17 protein-coding genes are annotated in these 18,592 nt (G+C 46.2%); 5 read left to right on the top strand and 12 right to left on the bottom strand.

Going from position 1 to position 18,592, the window contains the following annotated elements; genetic code table 11:
* Window positions 1-14: 14 nt before the first annotated feature.
* Window positions 15-1,145 (bottom strand): anhydro-N-acetylmuramic acid kinase, encoded by a 1,131-nt coding sequence (locus tag ICN41_RS05985; protein ID WP_216291975.1) that lies wholly within the window; start codon window positions 1,143-1,145, stop codon window positions 15-17.
* Window positions 1,146-1,231: 86 nt separating this feature from the next.
* Here ICN41_RS05985 and tyrS point away from each other — a divergent pair, with 86 nt between their 5' ends.
* A complete protein-coding gene (gene tyrS, locus ICN41_RS05980; protein WP_216291973.1) occupies window positions 1,232-2,464 on the top strand; it encodes a tyrosine--tRNA ligase in 1,233 nt (410 codons plus the stop codon).
* A 5-nt stretch (window positions 2,465-2,469) separates the two neighbouring features.
* Here the strand turns inward: tyrS and ruvB are convergent, their stop codons facing one another.
* The 10 genes from ruvB to ICN41_RS05930 all read right to left on the bottom strand — a co-directional run bounded on the left by ruvB (window position 2,470) and on the right by ICN41_RS05930 (window position 12,067).
* Window positions 2,470-3,540: a Holliday junction branch migration DNA helicase RuvB gene (ruvB, locus tag ICN41_RS05975; RefSeq protein WP_216291971.1), complete on the bottom strand. Its 1,071-nt coding sequence runs from the start codon at window positions 3,538-3,540 to the stop codon at window positions 2,470-2,472.
* A 27-nt stretch (window positions 3,541-3,567) separates the two neighbouring features.
* Entirely contained in the window at window positions 3,568-4,149 is a 582-nt protein-coding gene (gene ruvA / locus ICN41_RS05970) for a Holliday junction branch migration protein RuvA (RefSeq protein ID WP_216291969.1), read from the bottom strand.
* A gap of 41 nt (window positions 4,150-4,190) precedes the next feature.
* The gene (ruvC, locus tag ICN41_RS05965; RefSeq protein WP_216291967.1) at window positions 4,191-4,709 is read right to left on the bottom strand and encodes a crossover junction endodeoxyribonuclease RuvC; all 519 of its coding nucleotides are present in this window, start codon (window positions 4,707-4,709) and stop codon (window positions 4,191-4,193) included.
* 20 nt (window positions 4,710-4,729) lie between these two features.
* Entirely contained in the window at window positions 4,730-6,310 is a 1,581-nt protein-coding gene (purH, locus tag ICN41_RS05960) for a bifunctional phosphoribosylaminoimidazolecarboxamide formyltransferase/IMP cyclohydrolase (protein ID WP_216291966.1), read from the bottom strand.
* A gap of 44 nt (window positions 6,311-6,354) precedes the next feature.
* Window positions 6,355-6,594, bottom strand: a complete 240-nt coding sequence (locus tag ICN41_RS05955) for a helix-turn-helix domain-containing protein (protein ID WP_216291964.1) — start codon at window positions 6,592-6,594, stop codon at window positions 6,355-6,357.
* A gap of 76 nt (window positions 6,595-6,670) precedes the next feature.
* A complete protein-coding gene (gene dusB / locus ICN41_RS05950; protein ID WP_216291962.1) occupies window positions 6,671-7,687 on the bottom strand; it encodes a tRNA dihydrouridine synthase DusB in 1,017 nt (338 codons plus the stop codon).
* A gap of 153 nt (window positions 7,688-7,840) precedes the next feature.
* Window positions 7,841-8,998, bottom strand: a complete 1,158-nt coding sequence (locus ICN41_RS05945) for an FAD-dependent monooxygenase (protein ID WP_216291960.1) — start codon at window positions 8,996-8,998, stop codon at window positions 7,841-7,843.
* Between the two features lies 1 nt (window position 8,999).
* Complete coding sequence (pepP, locus tag ICN41_RS05940; RefSeq protein WP_370629103.1) at window positions 9,000-10,355, bottom strand: Xaa-Pro aminopeptidase; 1,356 nt, start codon at window positions 10,353-10,355, stop codon at window positions 9,000-9,002.
* On the bottom strand, window positions 10,348-11,070 hold the full coding sequence (murU, locus tag ICN41_RS05935) for an N-acetylmuramate alpha-1-phosphate uridylyltransferase MurU (RefSeq protein WP_216291956.1): 723 nt from the start codon (window positions 11,068-11,070) through the stop codon (window positions 10,348-10,350). The genes pepP and murU overlap by 8 nt, the downstream gene beginning before the upstream one ends.
* Window positions 11,063-12,067, bottom strand: a complete 1,005-nt coding sequence (locus tag ICN41_RS05930) for an aminoglycoside phosphotransferase family protein (RefSeq protein WP_216291954.1) — start codon at window positions 12,065-12,067, stop codon at window positions 11,063-11,065. The genes murU and ICN41_RS05930 overlap by 8 nt, the downstream gene beginning before the upstream one ends.
* Before the next feature lie 33 nt (window positions 12,068-12,100).
* Here ICN41_RS05930 and ICN41_RS05925 point away from each other — a divergent pair, with 33 nt between their 5' ends.
* Genes ICN41_RS05925 through rsmA form a run of 4 tightly spaced genes read left to right on the top strand, consistent with a single transcriptional unit; the run spans window position 12,101 to window position 17,838 of the window.
* Window positions 12,101-14,605, top strand: coding sequence for an LPS-assembly protein LptD (locus ICN41_RS05925; RefSeq protein WP_216291953.1), 2,505 nt, complete (start codon window positions 12,101-12,103; stop codon window positions 14,603-14,605).
* On the top strand, window positions 14,602-16,077 hold the full coding sequence (locus ICN41_RS05920) for a peptidylprolyl isomerase (RefSeq protein ID WP_216291951.1): 1,476 nt from the start codon (window positions 14,602-14,604) through the stop codon (window positions 16,075-16,077). The genes ICN41_RS05925 and ICN41_RS05920 overlap by 4 nt, the downstream gene beginning before the upstream one ends.
* A complete protein-coding gene (gene pdxA, locus ICN41_RS05915; protein WP_216291949.1) occupies window positions 16,055-17,059 on the top strand; it encodes a 4-hydroxythreonine-4-phosphate dehydrogenase PdxA in 1,005 nt (334 codons plus the stop codon). Before ICN41_RS05920 ends, pdxA begins: the two co-directional genes overlap by 23 nt.
* Before the next feature lie 2 nt (window positions 17,060-17,061).
* Window positions 17,062-17,838, top strand: a complete 777-nt coding sequence (gene rsmA / locus ICN41_RS05910) for a 16S rRNA (adenine(1518)-N(6)/adenine(1519)-N(6))-dimethyltransferase RsmA (RefSeq protein WP_216291947.1) — start codon at window positions 17,062-17,064, stop codon at window positions 17,836-17,838.
* 19 nt (window positions 17,839-17,857) lie between these two features.
* Here the strand turns inward: rsmA and ICN41_RS05905 are convergent, their stop codons facing one another.
* On the bottom strand, window positions 17,858-18,592 hold the full coding sequence (locus ICN41_RS05905; RefSeq protein WP_216291945.1) for a 1-acyl-sn-glycerol-3-phosphate acyltransferase: 735 nt from the start codon (window positions 18,590-18,592) through the stop codon (window positions 17,858-17,860).

Raw genomic sequence — 18,592 nt, 5'->3', positions numbered from 1 at the left:
ACAAAGCATCGTATTTAAGCTGGATAGTAAGCGCCCAGAATTCTAGGGCCCTTCGCTCCTGTAACGGCTGGCAAATTTGCTGGCCGTTTTTCTTTGTGGGCCCAAGCAAGCCAAGCAAAAGCCAAACCTTCTACCAATTGAGGATCAATTCCTACTGAGTCACTAGTAGCAATTTGGAGCGCGTGTTTGAAGAAGTTGGTCTTCTTCATTTCTAGTAGATTCATTAAAGCTTTATTCTTTGCACCACCCCCACACACAATCAGCTTCTGGGTTTGTGGCGCATAGCGTGCTAAGGCTTCAAGAATCGAATGTACGGTGAGATGCAATAAGGTAGCCTGAACATCTTCTGCTAAATCATTTTCATCGCCTAGCTTTTCTAAGAGCCAACTCAGATGAAAGTTATCGCGTCCGGTGCTTTTGGGTGGGGGCTGCGAAAAGAATGGATCATTCAGTAGCTTAGATAGAAGCGCATCGTTGACTTTACCTTCTAGAGCCCAGGCACCATCTTTATCGTAGCGATTTCCTTGTTGCTCAAAAATCCATGCATCCATCAGCATATTCCCGGGACCACAATCAAAGCCAGTAACGTCACCCTGTTTTGGCAAGAGGGTGAGATTGGCAATGCCACCGATATTCACTATTGCAATATTTTCTGTAGAGGTAAATTGCTGCGCATGAAATGCGGGTACCAATGGAGCGCCATGACCTCCTGCTGCAACATCACGACTTCTAAAATCAGCAATGACATCAATCCCTGTTTTTTCTGCTAACAAAGCAGCATTTAATGTTTGGTGGGTATAGGCTAAATTTTCACCAAGCTCAGGTTGGTGGCGAATGGTTTGGCCATGTGCGCCAATAGCACTAATATCTGCTGGCTTTAATTTCGCCTGATTCAATAACAGCATTACGGCTTCCGCATAAGCCAAGGCTAGGGCATTGGAGGCTTGCTTTTCACGGTGTAATTCGTTTGGTCCTGGGCTTTGTAGCTCAACTAGCGCCTGAAGAAGGCCGGGGGAGAAGGGCGTACTGACGGCCATTTGCGCGCTCGCCTCACCATTTGGCCCAATCTTGGCCAGAACAGCATCAATCCCATCCAGGCTAGTGCCGGACATCAGGCCGATATAGAAAGAATGGGGCTGGTTCATGGGGTTCTGGGTAATAGTCTCAGGAATGCGACAATTATGCTTTAGCAATTTAAATACTAAATCACTGTATCAGTATCCGAATCAGCATGACTGCAAAACCAGAACAAAAATATCCATTGACCCCAGAAGTATTTGCGGCACTTGAAGTCACCAAGCGTGGCTGTGATGAGCTATTGGTTGAGGCAGATTGGGTTCAGAAATTGGCGCGTAGCCAGGCTACTAAAGCACCTTTGCGTATCAAACTGGGTTTAGATCCTACTGCTCCAGATATTCATCTAGGTCATACCGTCGTTTTAAATAAATTGCGTCAATTGCAAGACTTGGGTCATACGGTGATTTTCTTGATTGGTGATTTCACGAGCATGATTGGTGATCCATCTGGTCGCAATGCTACTCGCCCACCATTGACTGCCGAGGAAATCGCCGTCAATGCAGAAACATACTATCGCCAAGCCAGCATGGTCTTGGACCCTTCTAAAACAGAGGTACGTTACAACAGTGAGTGGTGCGATCCCTTAGGTGCACGCGGCATGATTCAATTGGCTGCTAAACACACGGTTGCGCGGATGCTTGAGCGCGATGACTTTACTAAGCGCTATCGCAATGGCGTTCCGATCTCTATTCATGAATTTCTATACCCCCTCATGCAAGGCTATGACTCTGTGGCACTTAAGAGTGATTTAGAGCTTGGCGGTACTGATCAAAAATTTAATCTCTTGGTCGGGCGCGAACTCCAGCGTGAATATGGCCAGGAGCCTCAATGTATTTTGACCATGCCATTATTGGTTGGCCTTGATGGCGTTGAGAAAATGAGTAAGTCCAAAGGAAATTACATCGGCATCAGTGAGCCAGCTAGTGATATGTTTGGCAAACTCATGAGCATCTCAGATGATTTGATGTGGGACTATTTCACCTTGCTTTCGTTCCACCCAATGGCTGAAATTGATTTGATGAAGCAAGAAGTCGCTGGTGGCAGAAACCCACGCGATTGCAAAGTATTACTTGCTCAAGAAATTGTTGCGCGCTTTCATTCACAAGCCGCGGCAGAAAAAGCGCTAGATGACTTTAATCATCGCGCTAAGGGCGGTGTACCAGATGATGTTCCAGAAGTCAGCTTGACTGGGGCGCCCATGGGTATTGCCAATTTCTTAAAAGCTGCCAACTTAGCCCCATCGACCTCTGAAGCCAATCGCAATATCGAGCAGAACGGTGTCAAGATTGATGGCGCTACTGTCAGCGATAAGCAACTCAAGATAGAGGCGGGAACTTATTTAGTTCAAGTAGGCAAGCGCCGTTTTGCGAAAGTGACGCTGAGTTAATCCTGCTATAGATCTAAGCTAGTGTTATTGCTTGGTGGCGTTAAGCCAAAGTGTTCGTAAGCTTGACGTGTTGCCACTCTTCCACGAGAGGTTCTCTGTAGATAGCCTTGTTGAATCAAATAAGGCTCTAAAACATCTTCAATGGTGTCACGTTCTTCGCCAATCGCAGCAGCCAAGTTATCAATGCCCACTGGGCCACCATCAAACTTATGCAAGATAGCCTCTAAGAGCTTGCGATCCATCACATCAAAACCACTAGGATCTACATCGAGCATTTTGAGGGCAGCATCTGCCATCGCTTTGGTGATCGTACCTGTTCCCTTTACTTCCGCGTAATCACGCACTCGGCGCAATAAGCGGTTAGCAATACGAGGAGTACCCCGTGCCCGTTTTGCAATTTCTACTGAACCTTCAGGATCGATATCGGCCTTCAGAAGATTGGCAGATCTCTCAATAATTTTGGTGAGTTCTTCGGTGGTGTAAAACTCGAGTCTAGCCACAATCCCAAAGCGATCACGCAATGGGTTGGTGAGCATACCCGCACGAGTAGTAGCTCCAATGAGCGTAAAAGGTTTCAGATCAATCTTGACGCTGCGCGCTGCAGGCCCTTCACCAATCATGATATCTAGACTGTAGTCTTCTAAAGCTGGATATAGAATTTCTTCTACGACTGGAGACAGGCGATGAATTTCATCAATGAAGAGGACATCATTGGTCTCTAGGTTGGTCAGTAAGGCCGCTAAGTCTCCTGGTCTATCTAGGACGGGGCCGCTAGTCTGACGCAAATTGACGCCAAGCTCACGAGCGATGATGTGCGCTAGTGTCGTTTTCCCAAGACCAGGAGGGCCAAATAGGAGTACGTGATCAAGTGCCTCTTGGCGCGCACGCGTGGCACTAATGAAAATCTCTAATTGAGCACGGGCTTTAGTTTGTCCAACGTACTCATCTAATTGTTTTGGACGAAGTGCGCGCTCAAATACTGCTTCAGCATTGCCGACAGCACCGCTCACAATACGGTCATTACCTTCAGGTAAATCTTCGGGAATAGCGCTGAGATCGTCTGTGTGAATTGCCATGCTGCCAGTTTAGTGCTGTTTGCTTAATTAGGCTTTAGATAGATACTTTAAGCCCATCCGAATACCATCAGATACCTTGGTATCTGTAGGAATCTGTTTGAGTGCCAGCAAGGCTTCTTTTTCGGAATAGCCTAGAGCCAGCAGTGCTTGCAAAACTTCACTGCTTGCTTCAATGACTGGTGGTTTACCAGTGCCGATACCTAGATCTGGAGCGAGCTTGCCCTTGAGCTCTAAGCACAGACGTTCAGCCGTCTTCTTACCGATTCCTGGGACTTGAGTGAGGCGACCTGCTTCTTGTAGGGCGATCGCCTGCGCTAATTCATTCACACTCATGCCTGACAGAACTGCTAAGGCAGTGCGTGAGCCAACACCACTAATTTTGATTAAAGCCCTAAATGCCTCACGTTCAGTTTCAGTGGCGAACCCAAAGAGTTGCTGGGCATCTTCACGCACCTGGAAATGGGTAAGCAAGGTAATTTTTTGGTTGACCTCTGGGAGTTGATACAAGGTGCTCATAGGAACATCAATTTCATAGCCGACACCTTGGCAATCAACTAAAAGCCGCGGGGGATGTACTGAAACGAGAGTGCCTTGTATACGACCGATCATAGGAAGATCTTAACCTGTTTGAAGTGGTGAGTTGGTGATATTTATTTGCCGCGTTTCTTGGGTGCAAGAGCAGCAGAGATAGCCTTCGGAATTTGAGCATGATGAGCCGCACAAATTGCTACACCTAGTGCGTCAGAGGCATCGGTGCCTGGAGCGCGATTGAGTCTCAGTAGACGCTTCACCATTTCTTGAACTTGTGGTTTTGCAGCGCGCCCAGTACCAACGATTGCCTGTTTTACTCGTAAGGCGCTGTATTCAGCCACCGGTAATTTTTCAGAAACCAGTGCAGCAATGACAGCTCCTCTGGCTTGACCGAGCATCAGAGTAGATCGAGGATTGACGTTGAGAAAGACTTCCTCAATTGCAGCAGACTCGGGGCGATAGGTTTCAAGTACTTCTTTGACGCCAGCGTACAGGGCACCCAGACGTTCTGGGAGTCCTGTAGCAGGATCACCACTTTCTATCGTGCCGGAGGCAACATAGGTCAGCTTCTGGCCTTCAACATCGATGATGCCAAAGCCTGAAGTACGTAGACCGGGATCGATTCCTATCCAGCGCATCAGTTTATTTTCTGACTTGCTTAATGACGGAAATGGCGAGTGCCAGTAAAGATCATGGCAATGCCATGTTCGTCAGCTGCCGCAATGATTTCATCATCCCGCATGCTGCCACCGGGTTGAATGGCACAACTTGCTCCGCCATTCACAACGACATCTAAGCCATCGCGGAAGGGGAAGAATGCATCACTAGCTACTGCAGAACCTTTCAGACTTAAGCCGGCATTCTCAGCCTTAATGCTGGCCATTCTGGCAGAGTCGACACGACTCATCTGGCCTGCACCAATGCCCAGTGTCATACCATTAGCGCAGTAGACAATCGCATTAGATTTAACAAATTTTGCTACGCGCCAAGCAAACATCATGTCATTCATTTCGCTTGGGGTTGGCAGACGCTTACTCACAACACGCATTTCATTTTCCAAAACATTTTTGGCGTCGGGCGATTGCACCAATAAGCCTCCACCAACTCGCTTGAAGTCAAATGTATTAAAGGCATTGCCTAATGGAATTTCTAAGAGACGTACATTTTGTTTTGCAGCAAAGAGGGCTTTAGCTTCCGGACTAAAGCTAGGTGCAATCAATACCTCAACAAATTGTTTAGAGATGGCTTCTGCTGCCACGCCATCGCAAGGTACGTTGAGAGCAATAATGCCGCCAAAGGCAGAGCTCGGATCCGTTTTAAAGGCTTTCTGATAAGCCTCTATGGCGCTTGCGCCCACTGCTACACCACATGGATTGGCATGTTTAATGATGACGCATGCAGCGGCGCCACCAGCGTTATTCGAAAAACTCTTTACGCATTCCCAAGCAGAGTCAGCATCAGCAATATTGTTATAAGAGAGCTCTTTGCCTTGGAGCTGTTTGTAGTTAGCCAGTGCACCATCAACCGGTGCAATATCTTTATAGAATGCAGCGGATTGATGAGGGTTCTCGCCATAGCGCATTTCTTGCACTTTTTCAAAAGCGAAATGGAGGGTCTCTGGATAAGCGGAGCGCGCCTTGTGATCGAGCTCATCGCCTAATGCTGAAAGGTAATTAGCAATAGCACCGTCGTACTGGGCTGTGTGTGCGAATACTTTCTTCGCTAAAGCCAAATTCGTTTTGTAAGAAACAGTATTGTGATTGGCTTTCATTTCAGCCAAGACAGGTGCGTAATCTTCTGGCGAAATCAACACCGTAACATCCTGATGGTTTTTAGCTGCAGCACGTAGCATTGCTGGACCACCAATATCAATATTTTCTACAGCATCTTCAAATGAGCAGCTTTCCTTGGCGACGGTTTCATTAAATGGATAGAGGTTGATCACCAACATATCGATAGTGTCGATACCATGCTCTTTTAAGGCAGTCATATGTTCAGGAAAATCTCTGCGAGCCAGTAAGCCTCCATGAACCATCGGATGTAAAGTTTTTACCCGACCATCGAGCATCTCAGGAAATTTGGTTAAGGAAGAAACCTCAACCACCGGCAATTGATTCTCAGCCAAGAGTTTTGCTGTACCGCCCGTGGAGATGAGCTTGATGCCTTGCTCATGGAGGGCTTTTGCAAAAGGCACGATGCCATTTTTATCGGAAACGGAGAGAAGGGCTGTTCGGATCATTGAGGGGTATAAGTAAAAAATAGGTATGAGGATGAATTCTGAAATTACTTCAAGATCTGATGTTCAACCAGCTTCTTGTGCAAGGTATTGCGATTGATACCCAGATATTGCGCTGCCAAGGATTGATTTTGCTTGGCATGCTGCATCACTAGTTCCAGCATTGGCTTTTCAACTACGGCTAAGACCATTTGATAAATATCAGTAGGAGGGGTGCCTTTGAGGTCATCAAGATAGCCCTGTAATTGGGTCTCGATACATGCGGTAATAGGGTGCTTATTGTTCATAAAGTCTATCAATACAAAAAATAAATAACTAAGGTGATAACTAAGGTAATAACTGAATTAATAACTGAGGTACTAGCTAAGCTGCTTCTAAAAAAAGTAAACGATCAGAGTGGGCTTTCATTTCATCGAAATAATCATTCACCATTTGCAATTGCGTTTTGCAATCATCTGCAGTATTCATGCGCTGACGAAATGCATGTGAATCTCTCAGGCCTTTGCAATACCAGCCAATATGTTTACGCGCAGTACGAAGACCGATGTGTTCACCATAGAACTCATAATGGTCTAACAGGTGGGTATTCATGATGCCTTGTATCTCATTGATCTCTGGGGTAGGTAACTTTCCACCGGTTTCAAGATAGTGATGAATTTCTCGGAAGATCCAGGGACGCCCTTGGGCGGCGCGCCCAATCATGATGGCATCGGCACTAGTAGTCTTTAATACGAATTCCGCTTTCTCTGGTGTGGTGATATCGCCATTGGCTACGATCGGAATCGACACACTATTTTTGACTGCCGTGATCGTTTCATACTCTGCTTCACCATGATAAAGATCGGCCTTGGTGCGACCATGCACAGTTAGCATAGAGATACCCACTTTTTCTGCGAGCTTAGCAATGTCGATGGCGTTTTTATGCTCACGATCCCAGCCGGTACGAATTTTTAATGTCACCGGTACCGCATCTGGACCAACACCAACGGCTTGCACAACCGCTTCAAGAATTTTTTGTACCAGGGGTTCATCACGCAATAGAGCAGAGCCCGCTGCCACATTGCACACTTTCTTAGCGGGGCAACCCATGTTGATGTCGATGATTTGTGCGCCATGATCAACATTGAGTTTGGCGGCAGCTGCCATCATGGCAGGATCTGCTCCCGCAATTTGTACTGCGATAGGTTTGAATTCGCCCACATGATTGGCGCGACGCTGCGTTTTGACACTCTTCCAAAGTAAAGCATTAGAAGCCACCATCTCAGAGACAGCGTAACCAGCACCCAATTGTTTGCACAATTGCCTAAAAGGACGATCTGTTACCCCAGCCATAGGGGCCACAAAGAGTCGATTTGCTAGGAGATGTGAGCCAATCTGCATTTAAGGGGGGTGTGGGCTTGAGAGCAACTTTGTTTTTGCGTGGAAAGCCTGACACTTTAGCACAATCAAGGCTTAATCTGCCTAAAAAATAGGCAGATTGCATGACTCAAGTCAAATGGACTCCAAACTTCTTTTGGAATCGTTTTAAGCGCCTTAGCGCCTGCCAAACATCATCTGGCGAGCTAAGGCTGTTTTCACTGGAGGAAGCCACTGTAGGGCCGATAAAGCCAATCCACGAGCCAGAACAACTGGGGCTAAATTCGAGGTAAATATCCTAGCCATGAAATCGGTTAGGCCGATCGTTGTGGTGCGATCTACTTTTCTGCTTTGGGCATAACTTTCCAAGGTCTCTTGGATTTGAGCCGGGCTTGGCTCTTGTGCAGCGTTAGCAAAAAGCCCTACTAATTTTTCAGACAACAAGAAGGCATCTCTCAAGCCCAAGTTCAAACCTTGTCCTGCAACCGGATGCAAAGTTTGCGCTGCATTGCCAATCCAAACTTCATTGTCTCGAGTGATTTGTTTGCGATAGTTGAGGCCGAGCTCATAGAGACGTCGATCCTGAATTTTCAAAAAGCGTCCAATCCGAGATCCAAATTCATTTTGGAGGCTAGCTAAAAATTCAGCATCACTTAATTGCAAGCGATGAGCTGAAGATTCTGGAGAGCCACACCATACGAGATTCAAAATATGAGGACCATAATGACTTGGTAAAACAGCCAAAGGACCTTCGGCTGTAAAGCGTTCCCAAGCTTGATGAGGCTGAGCATTCTCGACCTCTACTAGGCCGACTAAAGCAGACTGACCATAGTCGCGACCGGATTCAACCCAATCTTGGGTCTTAAATAATCCGCCCTCCGCATGCACAATGCATTGAGCGCTATGGTCTACATGATCATTGGAGTTTTGAATATGCTCCCAGAGAAAGTTGGGGCTATTCACTTGAATTGCTCTCAGTGCTTTGCGTAAAGCCAAATGAATATCACGATAGCGAACGATATGGCCCAAGGCATCTTGATGAAGTTCTTCGCGCGTCATCAGCGCTCGACCAAAGCGACCGGCTTGAGAAACATGAACGCGATGAATATCTGCGCATTCTGTTGGCCACGCATGAATCGTATCGAGTAAGATTTTGCTGCCATGAGAGAGGGCAATACCTCGACTATCAGCCGCAGCAAGATCGGCATCATTTATTGGATTGCGATCCAGCAAAGTGATTTTGGCTTCAGGAAATTTTTGCAAACACCAGGCGGCACAGGCAAGGGCAACAGGTCCACCCCCATGAATCAAAATGTCGCTATGCGTTTTACCCATCTTAGGATTTCATCAATGCTTCGATTTCATCGGCCTTCACTGGCACTCCACGAGAAATCAATTCACATCCAGAATCATTGACAACAGCATCATCTTCGATGCGAATGCCGATATTCCAAAAAGCCTCATCTACATCATCAGCTGGCCTGATATATAAGCCGGGCTCAATCGTGAGAGCCATGCCACTTTTGAGGATGCGCCACGGTTTTTCATCCTGAGCAATACCTTCAATTGACTCGCGATAAGAGCCAACGTCATGAACATCCATGCCAAGCCAGTGAGAGGTGCGATGCATATAGAAGCGACGATAGGCGCCAGTTTCAATCGCGTTCTCAAGGCTGCCATAGTCTGCAAGCTTAAGCAATTTTTCATCTAACAAGCCTTGCGTTAATACCTGAAGTGCTGCCTCATGGGGCTGCATAAAAGTATTGCCTGGCTTAGTCATGGCGATGGCAGCCTCTTGGGCAGCCAATGTAATGTCATAAAGCGCACGTTGAGGGCCGGAGAATTTGCCATTGACCGGAAAAGTGCGAGTGATGTCAGATGCATAACCATCGAGTTCACAGCCTGCATCAATGAGGCAGAGATCACCGCTGCGCAATTCAGTTGAGCCAGCTCGGTAGTGCAGGATGCAAGAGTTAGCACCTCCAGCAACAATGCTGTTATAGGCTACGCTTTGAGCGCCACTATTACGAAACTCGTGGAGCAACTCTGCTTCTAGTTGGTACTCACGCATGCCGGGTTTGCAAACCTGCATCGCACGCACATGAGCTCGAGCCGAGATTGAAGCAGCCTTACGCATCGTGTCAATTTCATGAGCATCTTTAAAGAGACGCATTTCATGAATTAAGCATTCAACATCATGAAACTCAGATGGCGGATTAATCCCTGAGCGAGATTGACCACGCACTTGTTTCATCCAGTGACGTAGGCGGCGATCAGCCTCTGCGCTTTCTGCTAGGCGGATATAAATGGCTTCTTGATCTGCTAATAGTTCACTTAGTTTTTGGTCAAGGCTTTGGTTGCTGTGAGCAAATTCGACACCTAACACTTCTGGTGCAGCTTCTGGCCCCAAACGAATGCCATCCCAGATTTCGCGCTCTGCATCTTTAGGTCTACAAAATAAGTGGGACTCAAGTTGGCCCTTGCTAGACACTTTCAAGACCAGTGTTGCACCGGGTTCGTCAAAACCACTCAAATAGTAAAAATCACTATCGTGCCGATATGGAAATTCGCTATCACGATTACGAGCGACTTCTGGTGCGGTAGAGATAACTGCAATCCCGCCCCCAGTTTTGGATAGCATTTGCTTTGCTAAAGTATTTCTGCGTTGTTGATAGATATTGGTTTTATTCATAGACTGCATTGAGTTCTTGCAAGCGCTGTGGTGTACCTACATCGTGCCACGGACCTAGATATTTTTCACCGCTCACCCTATTTTCTCCCATTGCCTGTCTCAAAAGTGGGGCTAATTTGGCGGGTATATCCATTTCTAAGTCTTTAAATAAGTCTTTGTGATAGATCCCTATCCCTGAGAAAGTCAGTTTTTCAGCCCCAAGATTCTCTTGATCTGACACTAAGGTGTCTTTTAAGTAAAAGTCGCCACTGGGGTGTTGAATGGGGTTGGGCACCATTAGGAGATGGGCTAAGGGCTTTTTAGGATCCCCACTCATTTGCGATGCTCTTTGTAAAAGTGCCGTAATCGGTAAATTGGGTGAAAAAACATCCCCATTAATCACCAAAAAATAGTCATTAGGCGCCAGAAGGGGTAGGGCCTTATAAATTCCCCCTGCAGTTTCTAGTGCAGTTTCTTCTGGAGAGTATTGAATATGGAGTCCAAATTGCTGGCCATTTCCTAAGGCTGACTCAATTTTTGATCCTAGCCAAGCATGGTTAATCACCACATTGGGAATACCAGCCTTTGCAAGCGCATCTAAATGCCAGGCCAATAAGGATTTGTTCTGAATGGTTAGCAGTGGTTTTGGTAAGTCATCGGTTAGTGGGCGCATCCGCTCACCGCGTCCAGCAGCTAACAAAAAGCAAGGAAAAATAGGTAGAGCGCGTTCAGTCATTTTGGTTTGGACGCGTTGCTTCCAGAATGCGCGCCAAGGGTTTCAATTCGATATAACGATTAGCAGTTGCAATGGCATATTTCAGTACTAAGGGAATATCTTTGAGGTAACCATCTTTGCCATCGCGATGAAAGAGTCTTGCAAAGATTCCAAGAACTTTAAGATGACGCTGCAAACCCATCCACTCAAAATCGCGATAGAACTGTCCAAAATCATTTGGCATTGGTAATCCAGCTCTTCGACCTTCTTCCCAAAATTGAATCACCCAATCAAGCACTTTTTCTTCTGGCCAAGCAATATACGCATCACGCCATAAAGAAGATGCATCGTATGTAATCGGTCCATAAACAGCATCCTGAAAATCAATTACCCCGGGATTATTTTCCTGGGTCACCATTAAATTGCGTGAGTGATAGTCACGGTGAACATAGACTTTAGCTTGAGCTAAATTATTTTCAATAATGACTTCAAAAGACTTTTTAAGTTGGGCCTGCTGCATTTCATTGAGCTCAATTCCTAAGTGTTTTTTGAGATACCACTCTGGGAATAAATCTAATTCACGCTGCAATAAAGCTTCATCATAATTTGGCAATACATCGGGTTTGCTTGCTAACTGCATTTGCACTAAAGCACGTGTCGCATCTTTATAGAGATGGTCGGCTGTTGCTTCATTGAGCTCATCTAAATAGGTTGTGGTACCTAAATCGTTTAGCAAAAGAAAGCCCTCGACAATATTTTTTTCAAGAATTTTTGGTACGTTTAGACCTGCATCAGAGAGCAATAAATCGACCTTCAAAAAGGCATCTAATGGCTCATGTTGGGGAGGGGCATCCATCACAATAAGCGTGGCAAATTTAGGGTTTTTGCTCTCAATTCGGAAATACCGGCGAAAGCTTGCATCAGCAGAAGCGGGGGCTAGGGTGTCAAGATCCAATTGCCAGCTAGGCTCAAGGCCTTTTAGCCATTGAATGAGTGTGTTTAGGCGTGCGTCAGTCATGGTCGATTCGTATAATAAGACGGGTCTGGAACTATGAGTCATTATCGCCGTTGCGCTGGTCTTTGCGCCCCTCTTTTTATATCTGTAACCCTGCGCACAATGATGGGGTTGGTGTTACTCCAATTTACATTGTTGACGAGGGCACAAACACCCCCTCCTTTGCCAGCAATGTCAAGGCCAGCTGAGGCTCCCCCAATTCTTCCTGATCGCGGAAACGTGACAGTGCTTAAGTTAGATGATCAACTCAGAATGGGTCAGCCTATCGAAGATAGCAAGGCGCTAACTTTTACTAATAGTGACTCTATTGACGGTGTTGTGGATCGAGAAATGCGCTTAAAAGATCGCGCTCAAATTCGACGAAATGGTACGGTAGCCAAAGGGAATGAAATTATCTATAACCCAGACACTGACGTAGCTAAATTAAATGGTAATGCAGAACTGATTAAAGGTAACGCGAGTTTCAAAGGTCCAAATGCGCAATTAACAGTTGATGCACGTACCGGAGAAATGGAAACACCGGTTTATGTAATTGGCGATAGTCGTGCAAGTGGCAAAGCCAAAAAACTTACCATCGAAACTGGTGACTTATTTGTTTTTGATAAAGCTACTTACACCACTTGTACTCCTGAAAATTTAGATTGGTATTTCACCGCTAACAAAATTGAAATTGATACTGAGCAAAAAGAGATGACAGGGAAAGATGGGGTGATGCATCTTTTTGATGTCCCCATCGCTTACGTTCCTTACTTCAGTTTGCCCATGGGAAAAGAAAGGCGCTCAGGAATTCTTCCTCCTATCGCTGGATATAACTCAAATAATGGTTTTGATATCACCCAACCTTATTACGTCAATATCGCACCCAATCGTGATTTAACGCTCTTGCCGCGTTATATGAGTCAGCGTGGTGTGCAGTTAGGTGTTGGATATCGTTTTATTGACACGACTTATTCCGGCAACGTAATGGGTGATTATTTGCCAAGTGATCAAAAGGCGGGCGGAATTAGTCGTTGGCGTTATGACTGGCAACAACGTCAAACTTTGATAGGTTCCCCTATGGGTGGACCAGGCTCAGTAAATGCCTATATCAATGCAGCTAAGGTCTCCGATAACTTATATCCAACCAATTTCTCTCAAACGGTGGCGGGCGCGGTTACAAGTCAGTTCCGCCAAGAGGTGGGCGCGGTATCGCAGCTACCGTCCCGATTAAGTAACTGGACAGTTGCTGCAAAGGCAATGACATTTCAAACTCTGCAGCCCAATTTACCAAGCACGGTTGTTGCCCCCTATAACATCTTGCCTCAGGTTACCGCCGTCTATCGCAGCAACTTAGTACCACCGTCTTCAGGTACTGATGGCCGATATATCACTTTACCTACTGGTCCTCAAACAATGTTGTTAACCGATTTCTCCCGGTTTTCTTACAACATTGCAAGCAGCATCCCAAATACGGCGCCTGGTATTTTTAGTCAAGCAGATCGAACAGTGGTTAAGGGTGCTTTGGAATATCCAACGATCACGCCTGGCTACTATATCCGACCTAAATTAAGCTTTCAGTCCAATACCTATAGTGCAACTGCCTATCAACCCGGCTATTTGCCAGCGCAAGGCTTCTTAATTCCAACCGCGAGTTTGGATACTGGTTTGGCATTTGAGAGAGATGCTTTGGAGATGGGTAGTTTTTTTGGACAAAACATGTTGCTCAGTCTTGAGCCGCGCGCCTTGTATGTGTATACGCCCTATGTCAATCAGGCTAATACGCCTCTGTTTGATACCGCAGACTCTGGTTTTGGTATTAGCCAGATATTTACTGAAAACCCTTTTATTGGTAATGACCGTGTCGCCGATAGCAATAAACTCACGGTGGGCTTAACCAGTCGCATAACGGAATTCAATACCGGTGCCGAGCGTGCTGTGATTACCTTGGCGCAGCAGCAGCAGTTCACTGCACAACAAGTTGGCTTAACTGGAAACATTGCCAGTCCAACCGCATACTCCGATACCTTGGCTGCTGCATCGGTGCGATTGATGGGTAATTTCAATGCTGATGTATTTGGACAATACAACACCCAGCTCAATCGCTTTGTACAAACAACAGTTGGCGGTAGTTGGCGTCCAACCCCTGGACGCAGTCTAAATTTCGGTTATCGCAACGTGTGGCAGCCACCTATTCAAGCTACCCCATTCAATCCAATTGGAACACCATCAGGAACCACTACAGATCAATATAATCTTTCTGGGCAATGGCCGGTAACAAGAGAGGTTTCTTTGGTCGGTCGTTGGGGGTATGATTCGCTTACAACCAAGACTTTAAACACCCTAGTAGCAGTTGAGTATGTGCGTGACTGTATTGTTTTCCGCAGTGCTTATTCTCAACTCTTATTAAATAACAACACAACAACCCAAATCTTGTTTCAGATTGAATTCCGAGGTCTTGGTGTTGCGGGAGATAACCCTGTGGATTTGATGAAATTAAACGTTCCTGGTTATTTGCCAACGCCTAAGCCTTTGCCTGCCTCAACCTATGAGAATTACCAATGATCTTTTGTAAGAAACATTCTATTGCTAGTGTTTTAGTGCTGCTCTGCTCGGTATGGATGGCTTCATCTTACGCACAGGACGCTAATCGAAAGTCAGTCGCCGCCCCTAGTGCTGCACCAACAATAGCGGATAACAAGGTGCGCAATATTGACGGTGTAGCAGCCATAGTCAATACTGGATATATCACCCGTAAGGAAATTGATGATCGCATTGTTGCATTACAAAAGCAGGGTGCAAAAGTCGGTGATGGTGCTGAATTTAGAAAGGCTGTTTTAGAACGCCTGATTGTTGAAAAGATTCAGATGCAAAATGCAGAGCAAGAGGGCATTAGGGTGACCAATAAGGAATTAGACAAAATTATTGGAGATATCGCTGAAAAAAATAAAGTTAACCTGGCTGATTTCAGGGCGAAAGTAATTGCTTCCGGCATTTCATATGAGCGCTATAAAGAGAGCTTGCGTGAGGATGTCGTTTTGACCCGTTTTCGTGAGCGTGAGGTGGATGCCAGGATTAAGATTTCTGATGCTGAGGTTGATAACTTTATTTCAGAACGCGCTCGTGCTATTGCTGTTAAAGGGGGGCAGCCACCACGATCAACTCCCGGAACAAGTGCTGGCCCTGAAGAAATTGATATTGCCCAGATCTTTATTCCCGTAGATGCTGGCGCAGGCGTAAGCGTGCAAGCTGAAGCCAAGAAAAAGGCTGATGCTTTATTGCTTGCAGCTCGAGGCGATGTTGACTTTATGCAACTTGGTGCGATGGCTGCAAAAGAAAATCCAAAGATTAAATTTCAAGAGCTTGGATATCGCACACCAGATCGATTGCCGCAAATTTTTTATGATGCTGTGCGTAATGTGGGTGGTGGACAGACTGCTAAAGCAGTTGTTAAAAGTCCAGCAGGTTTCCACGTTCTTAAGGTATTGGATCGCAGGACATTGGTAGCTGGAGGAGCGCCGCAACAAGAGGCGCCCCCAGAGGTTTCCCAGACTCCACCCCAAGCCATTCCGATTACACAAACTTTATCGCGTCATATTCTGCTTCGTACTCGTGCAGATTTTACTGATCAAGATGCTGAGAGACGTTTACAAGGCTATCGCGATCAGGTTCGTGCTAAGACGGCTGATTTTGGAGAGTTAGCAAAAAAATATTCAGAAGATGGCTCTGCTCCTAATGGCGGTGATCTTGGTTGGATGAGTCCGGGAGATTTGGTGCCAGCTTTTGAGCAGGCGATGAACCGCTTGCAAATTGGAGAGGTGAGTAATCCCGTTCAATCCGAATTCGGTTGGCACTTAATTCAAGTCATGGATCGTCGTGAAGGTCAGTTGACGATTGAGAAGCAGCGTCAATTTGCACGAGCAGCGATTCGTGAACGCAAGTACGAGCAAGCCTATCTAGATTGGATCCGTGAATTACGTGATAGCGCGACTGTGAAGGTGCTTAACGCAGAAGATGTCGCAACTAGCCCCCGTTAACCTCCTCATTACTACTGGTGAGCCAGCTGGTATTGGGCCTGAAGTCTCCTTAAGCGCCGCATTGGCCTTTTTGGCTGAGCAGGAAAATGCCAGTATCACCTTGCTTGGGGATGAAAGTTTATTCCCCATTCCTCAGGGGGTAAATCCAAGTGTATTGGCTCGCTTAAAACTGGAATCAGTTCCCTTAAGGCAACCAGTCAAAGCGGGCGTACTCAATTCTGAAAATGCTGGGTATGTATTGAGCTTATTAGATCTCGCACTTGATGCTTGTATGGAAAAGCGCTTTGATGCGATGGTTACAGCTCCAGTGCAAAAAAGTGTCATCAATGATGCGGGCCTACCTTTTACCGGCCATACCGAATACCTTGCGCAGCGCTGTGGGGTTTCACACGTAGTGATGATGTTGTGCGCACCCTTAGCTAAAGGCTTCATGGGAATGCAGCAGGCTAGAGATCTACGCGTTGCCTTAGTCACCACACACATCCCCTTGCAAACGGTTTCAGCTGCTTTAAGCCAAGATCTGATTCTAGGCACCATTCAGATTGTTGCCAAAGATTTACAAACGCGTTTCGGAATTACAAAGCCAGTCTTGCGTATGGCTGGCCTGAATCCACATGCGGGTGAGTCTGGGTATTTAGGTCAAGAAGAAATTGAAATCATTTCACCGGCCATTAAAGCAGCTCAAAGTTTAGGAATTGATGTCACTGGACCTTATCCTGGCGACACCATGTTTGATGTGGCGGCTTTAGAGCAAGTAGATGCCTTTATTGCGATGTATCACGATCAAGGACTTGCACCATTTAAATTTGTTTCATTTGGGGGTGGGGTCAATGTCACGCTAGGCTTGCCAGTGATTCGTACTTCCGTAGATCACGGTACAGCATTAAGTATTGCTGGAACGGGCACTGCTGATTCTGGCAGCATGCTCGAAGCTTTACGCTTGGCATACCAGTTAGCCGTGAAACAGAATAGTCACTCCTAAGCATGCATCGCGCACGTAAACGTTTTGGCCAAAACTTTTTACAGGATGGCGGCATCATCCACTCTATAGTGGCTTTGATTAATCCAAGCCCTGATATGCATGTCATTGAAATCGGACCGGGCCTCGGCGCTCTGACAAGGCCTTTATTGAGCAATGTAGATCAATTGGATTTATTGGAGATTGATCGTGACTTGGTAGCTTACTGGAATGAGCAAGATTTAAAAGGGCTCACAGTAATCGAGGGCGATGCTTTACAGTTTGATTTCTTATCCTGGGCTCAAAATCGATCAGGTAAATCGGGTCTTTGCAAAGTGGTTGGTAATTTGCCTTACAACATCTCATCACCTTTACTCTTTCATCTAGTGGGTGCAGCCCATGCTATTGATGAACAGGTATTTATGCTGCAAGCTGAAGTGGTGGAGCGTATGGTGGCGCCAGCAGGTAGCTCCGATTTCAGTAGGCTCTCTGTGATGCTGCAGGCACGTTATGACATGGATCAGGTCTTAGAGGTTCCTCCTGAAGCCTTTGACCCACAGCCTAAAGTCAACTCTGCAGTTGTCCGCATGATTCCTCGGCAGGATTTTGATCTGAGTAATGTGCAGTGGAGCGCCCTGGAGAAAGTAGTTGCCGCAGCTTTCTCGCAAAGAAGAAAAATGTTGCGCACTAACCTACAGGCCTTTGCTGATCGATTGAAATTAAGTGAGTTGGAGCTTAAGGCAAGAGCCCAAGATATATCGGTGGAACGTTATATTGAGTGGGCAAAAATTCTCGCTGCCTAATGCAGTAGAGTCTTAACTCTTATGTGTAAGCACTAGGGTCAATCACCCGCATTTCGGTTTCAATCCAACCCTCAACTTCTTGCTGTAATTGCTCGGCAGACTTTCCGTCGGAACGTATTGCAGGCCCAATCGAGAAAATGACTGTTCCAGGCTTTTTCAGAAAGCTATTCTTAGGCCAGAAGCGTCCTGCGTTGTGAGCAATCGGAATCACCAGGGCGCCGGTAGCACTGGCAAGTCGAGCACCTCCTTTACGGTATGGCTTATTCGAGCCTATTGGTGTTCTGGTTCCTTCAGGGAAGAGCATGATCCACTTACCTTCGCCCAAGCGCTTGCGGCCTTGACTGGCTACTGAAATAGCAGCGGTTTGCTTGCTAGCGCGATTGATATGAATCATTTTCAATAAGGCTAAAGCCCAACCAAAAAATGGAATCCAGAGTAACTCGCGTTTGAATACAAAACAGAGTTGTTTTGGCAGCAAGGCAATATAAGCAATCGTTTCGTAAGCAGACTGGTGCTTACTGAGAATGACCACCGGCTCGCTCAACACCGCTTTCATGTGCTCCATACCACGAATTTCATAATGAATTCCGCATAAGTGCTGAAGAACAAAAATAACGACCTTGTTCCAGATGCCAATGAAGCTATAGCGATTTTCTGGACTCAGAAATGGGAAGGTCAGTAAGCACAGTACCGACCAGATCGGTGTGAAGATAAGCAGAAATACAGCAAAGAGAGTGGAGCGTATCAATGTCAT

Origin of the sequence: Polynucleobacter sp. 15G-AUS-farblos (assembly GCF_018882445.1) — a bacterium.
GTDB lineage: Bacteria > Pseudomonadota > Gammaproteobacteria > Burkholderiales > Burkholderiaceae > Polynucleobacter.
The sequence above is the reverse complement of the archived record's forward strand: the minus strand, read 5'-3'. Positions and strand labels throughout refer to the sequence as shown.

Bases quoted from the DNA above. Each gene is read 5' to 3' on its own strand.
- purH (WP_216291966.1), bottom strand. From the start codon at position 6,310: ATGATCCGAACAGCCCTTCTCTCCGTTTCCGATAAAAATGGCATCGTG.
- ICN41_RS05920 (WP_216291951.1), top strand. From the start codon at position 14,602: ATGATCTTTTGTAAGAAACATTCTATTGCTAGTGTTTTAGTGCTGCTC.
- ruvC (WP_216291967.1), bottom strand. From the start codon at position 4,709: ATGCGCTGGATAGGAATCGATCCCGGTCTACGTACTTCAGGCTTTGGC.
- pdxA (WP_216291949.1), top strand. From the start codon at position 16,055: ATGTCGCAACTAGCCCCCGTTAACCTCCTCATTACTACTGGTGAGCCA.
- pepP (WP_370629103.1), bottom strand. From the start codon at position 10,355: ATGAATAAAACCAATATCTATCAACAACGCAGAAATACTTTAGCAAAG.
- ICN41_RS05945 (WP_216291960.1), bottom strand. From the start codon at position 8,998: ATGGGTAAAACGCATAGCGACATTTTGATTCATGGGGGTGGACCTGTT.
- ruvB (WP_216291971.1), bottom strand. From the start codon at position 3,540: ATGGCAATTCACACAGACGATCTCAGCGCTATTCCCGAAGATTTACCT.
- ICN41_RS05955 (WP_216291964.1), bottom strand. From the start codon at position 6,594: ATGAACAATAAGCACCCTATTACCGCATGTATCGAGACCCAATTACAG.
- dusB (WP_216291962.1), bottom strand. From the start codon at position 7,687: ATGCAGATTGGCTCACATCTCCTAGCAAATCGACTCTTTGTGGCCCCT.
- rsmA (WP_216291947.1), top strand. From the start codon at position 17,062: ATGCATCGCGCACGTAAACGTTTTGGCCAAAACTTTTTACAGGATGGC.
- tyrS (WP_216291973.1), top strand. From the start codon at position 1,232: ATGACTGCAAAACCAGAACAAAAATATCCATTGACCCCAGAAGTATTT.
- ICN41_RS05925 (WP_216291953.1), top strand. From the start codon at position 12,101: ATGAGTCATTATCGCCGTTGCGCTGGTCTTTGCGCCCCTCTTTTTATA.
- ruvA (WP_216291969.1), bottom strand. From the start codon at position 4,149: ATGATCGGTCGTATACAAGGCACTCTCGTTTCAGTACATCCCCCGCGG.
- ICN41_RS05930 (WP_216291954.1), bottom strand. From the start codon at position 12,067: ATGACTGACGCACGCCTAAACACACTCATTCAATGGCTAAAAGGCCTT.
- ICN41_RS05985 (WP_216291975.1), bottom strand. From the start codon at position 1,145: ATGAACCAGCCCCATTCTTTCTATATCGGCCTGATGTCCGGCACTAGC.
- murU (WP_216291956.1), bottom strand. From the start codon at position 11,070: ATGACTGAACGCGCTCTACCTATTTTTCCTTGCTTTTTGTTAGCTGCT.
- ICN41_RS05905 (WP_216291945.1), bottom strand. From the start codon at position 18,592: ATGACATTGATACGCTCCACTCTCTTTGCTGTATTTCTGCTTATCTTC.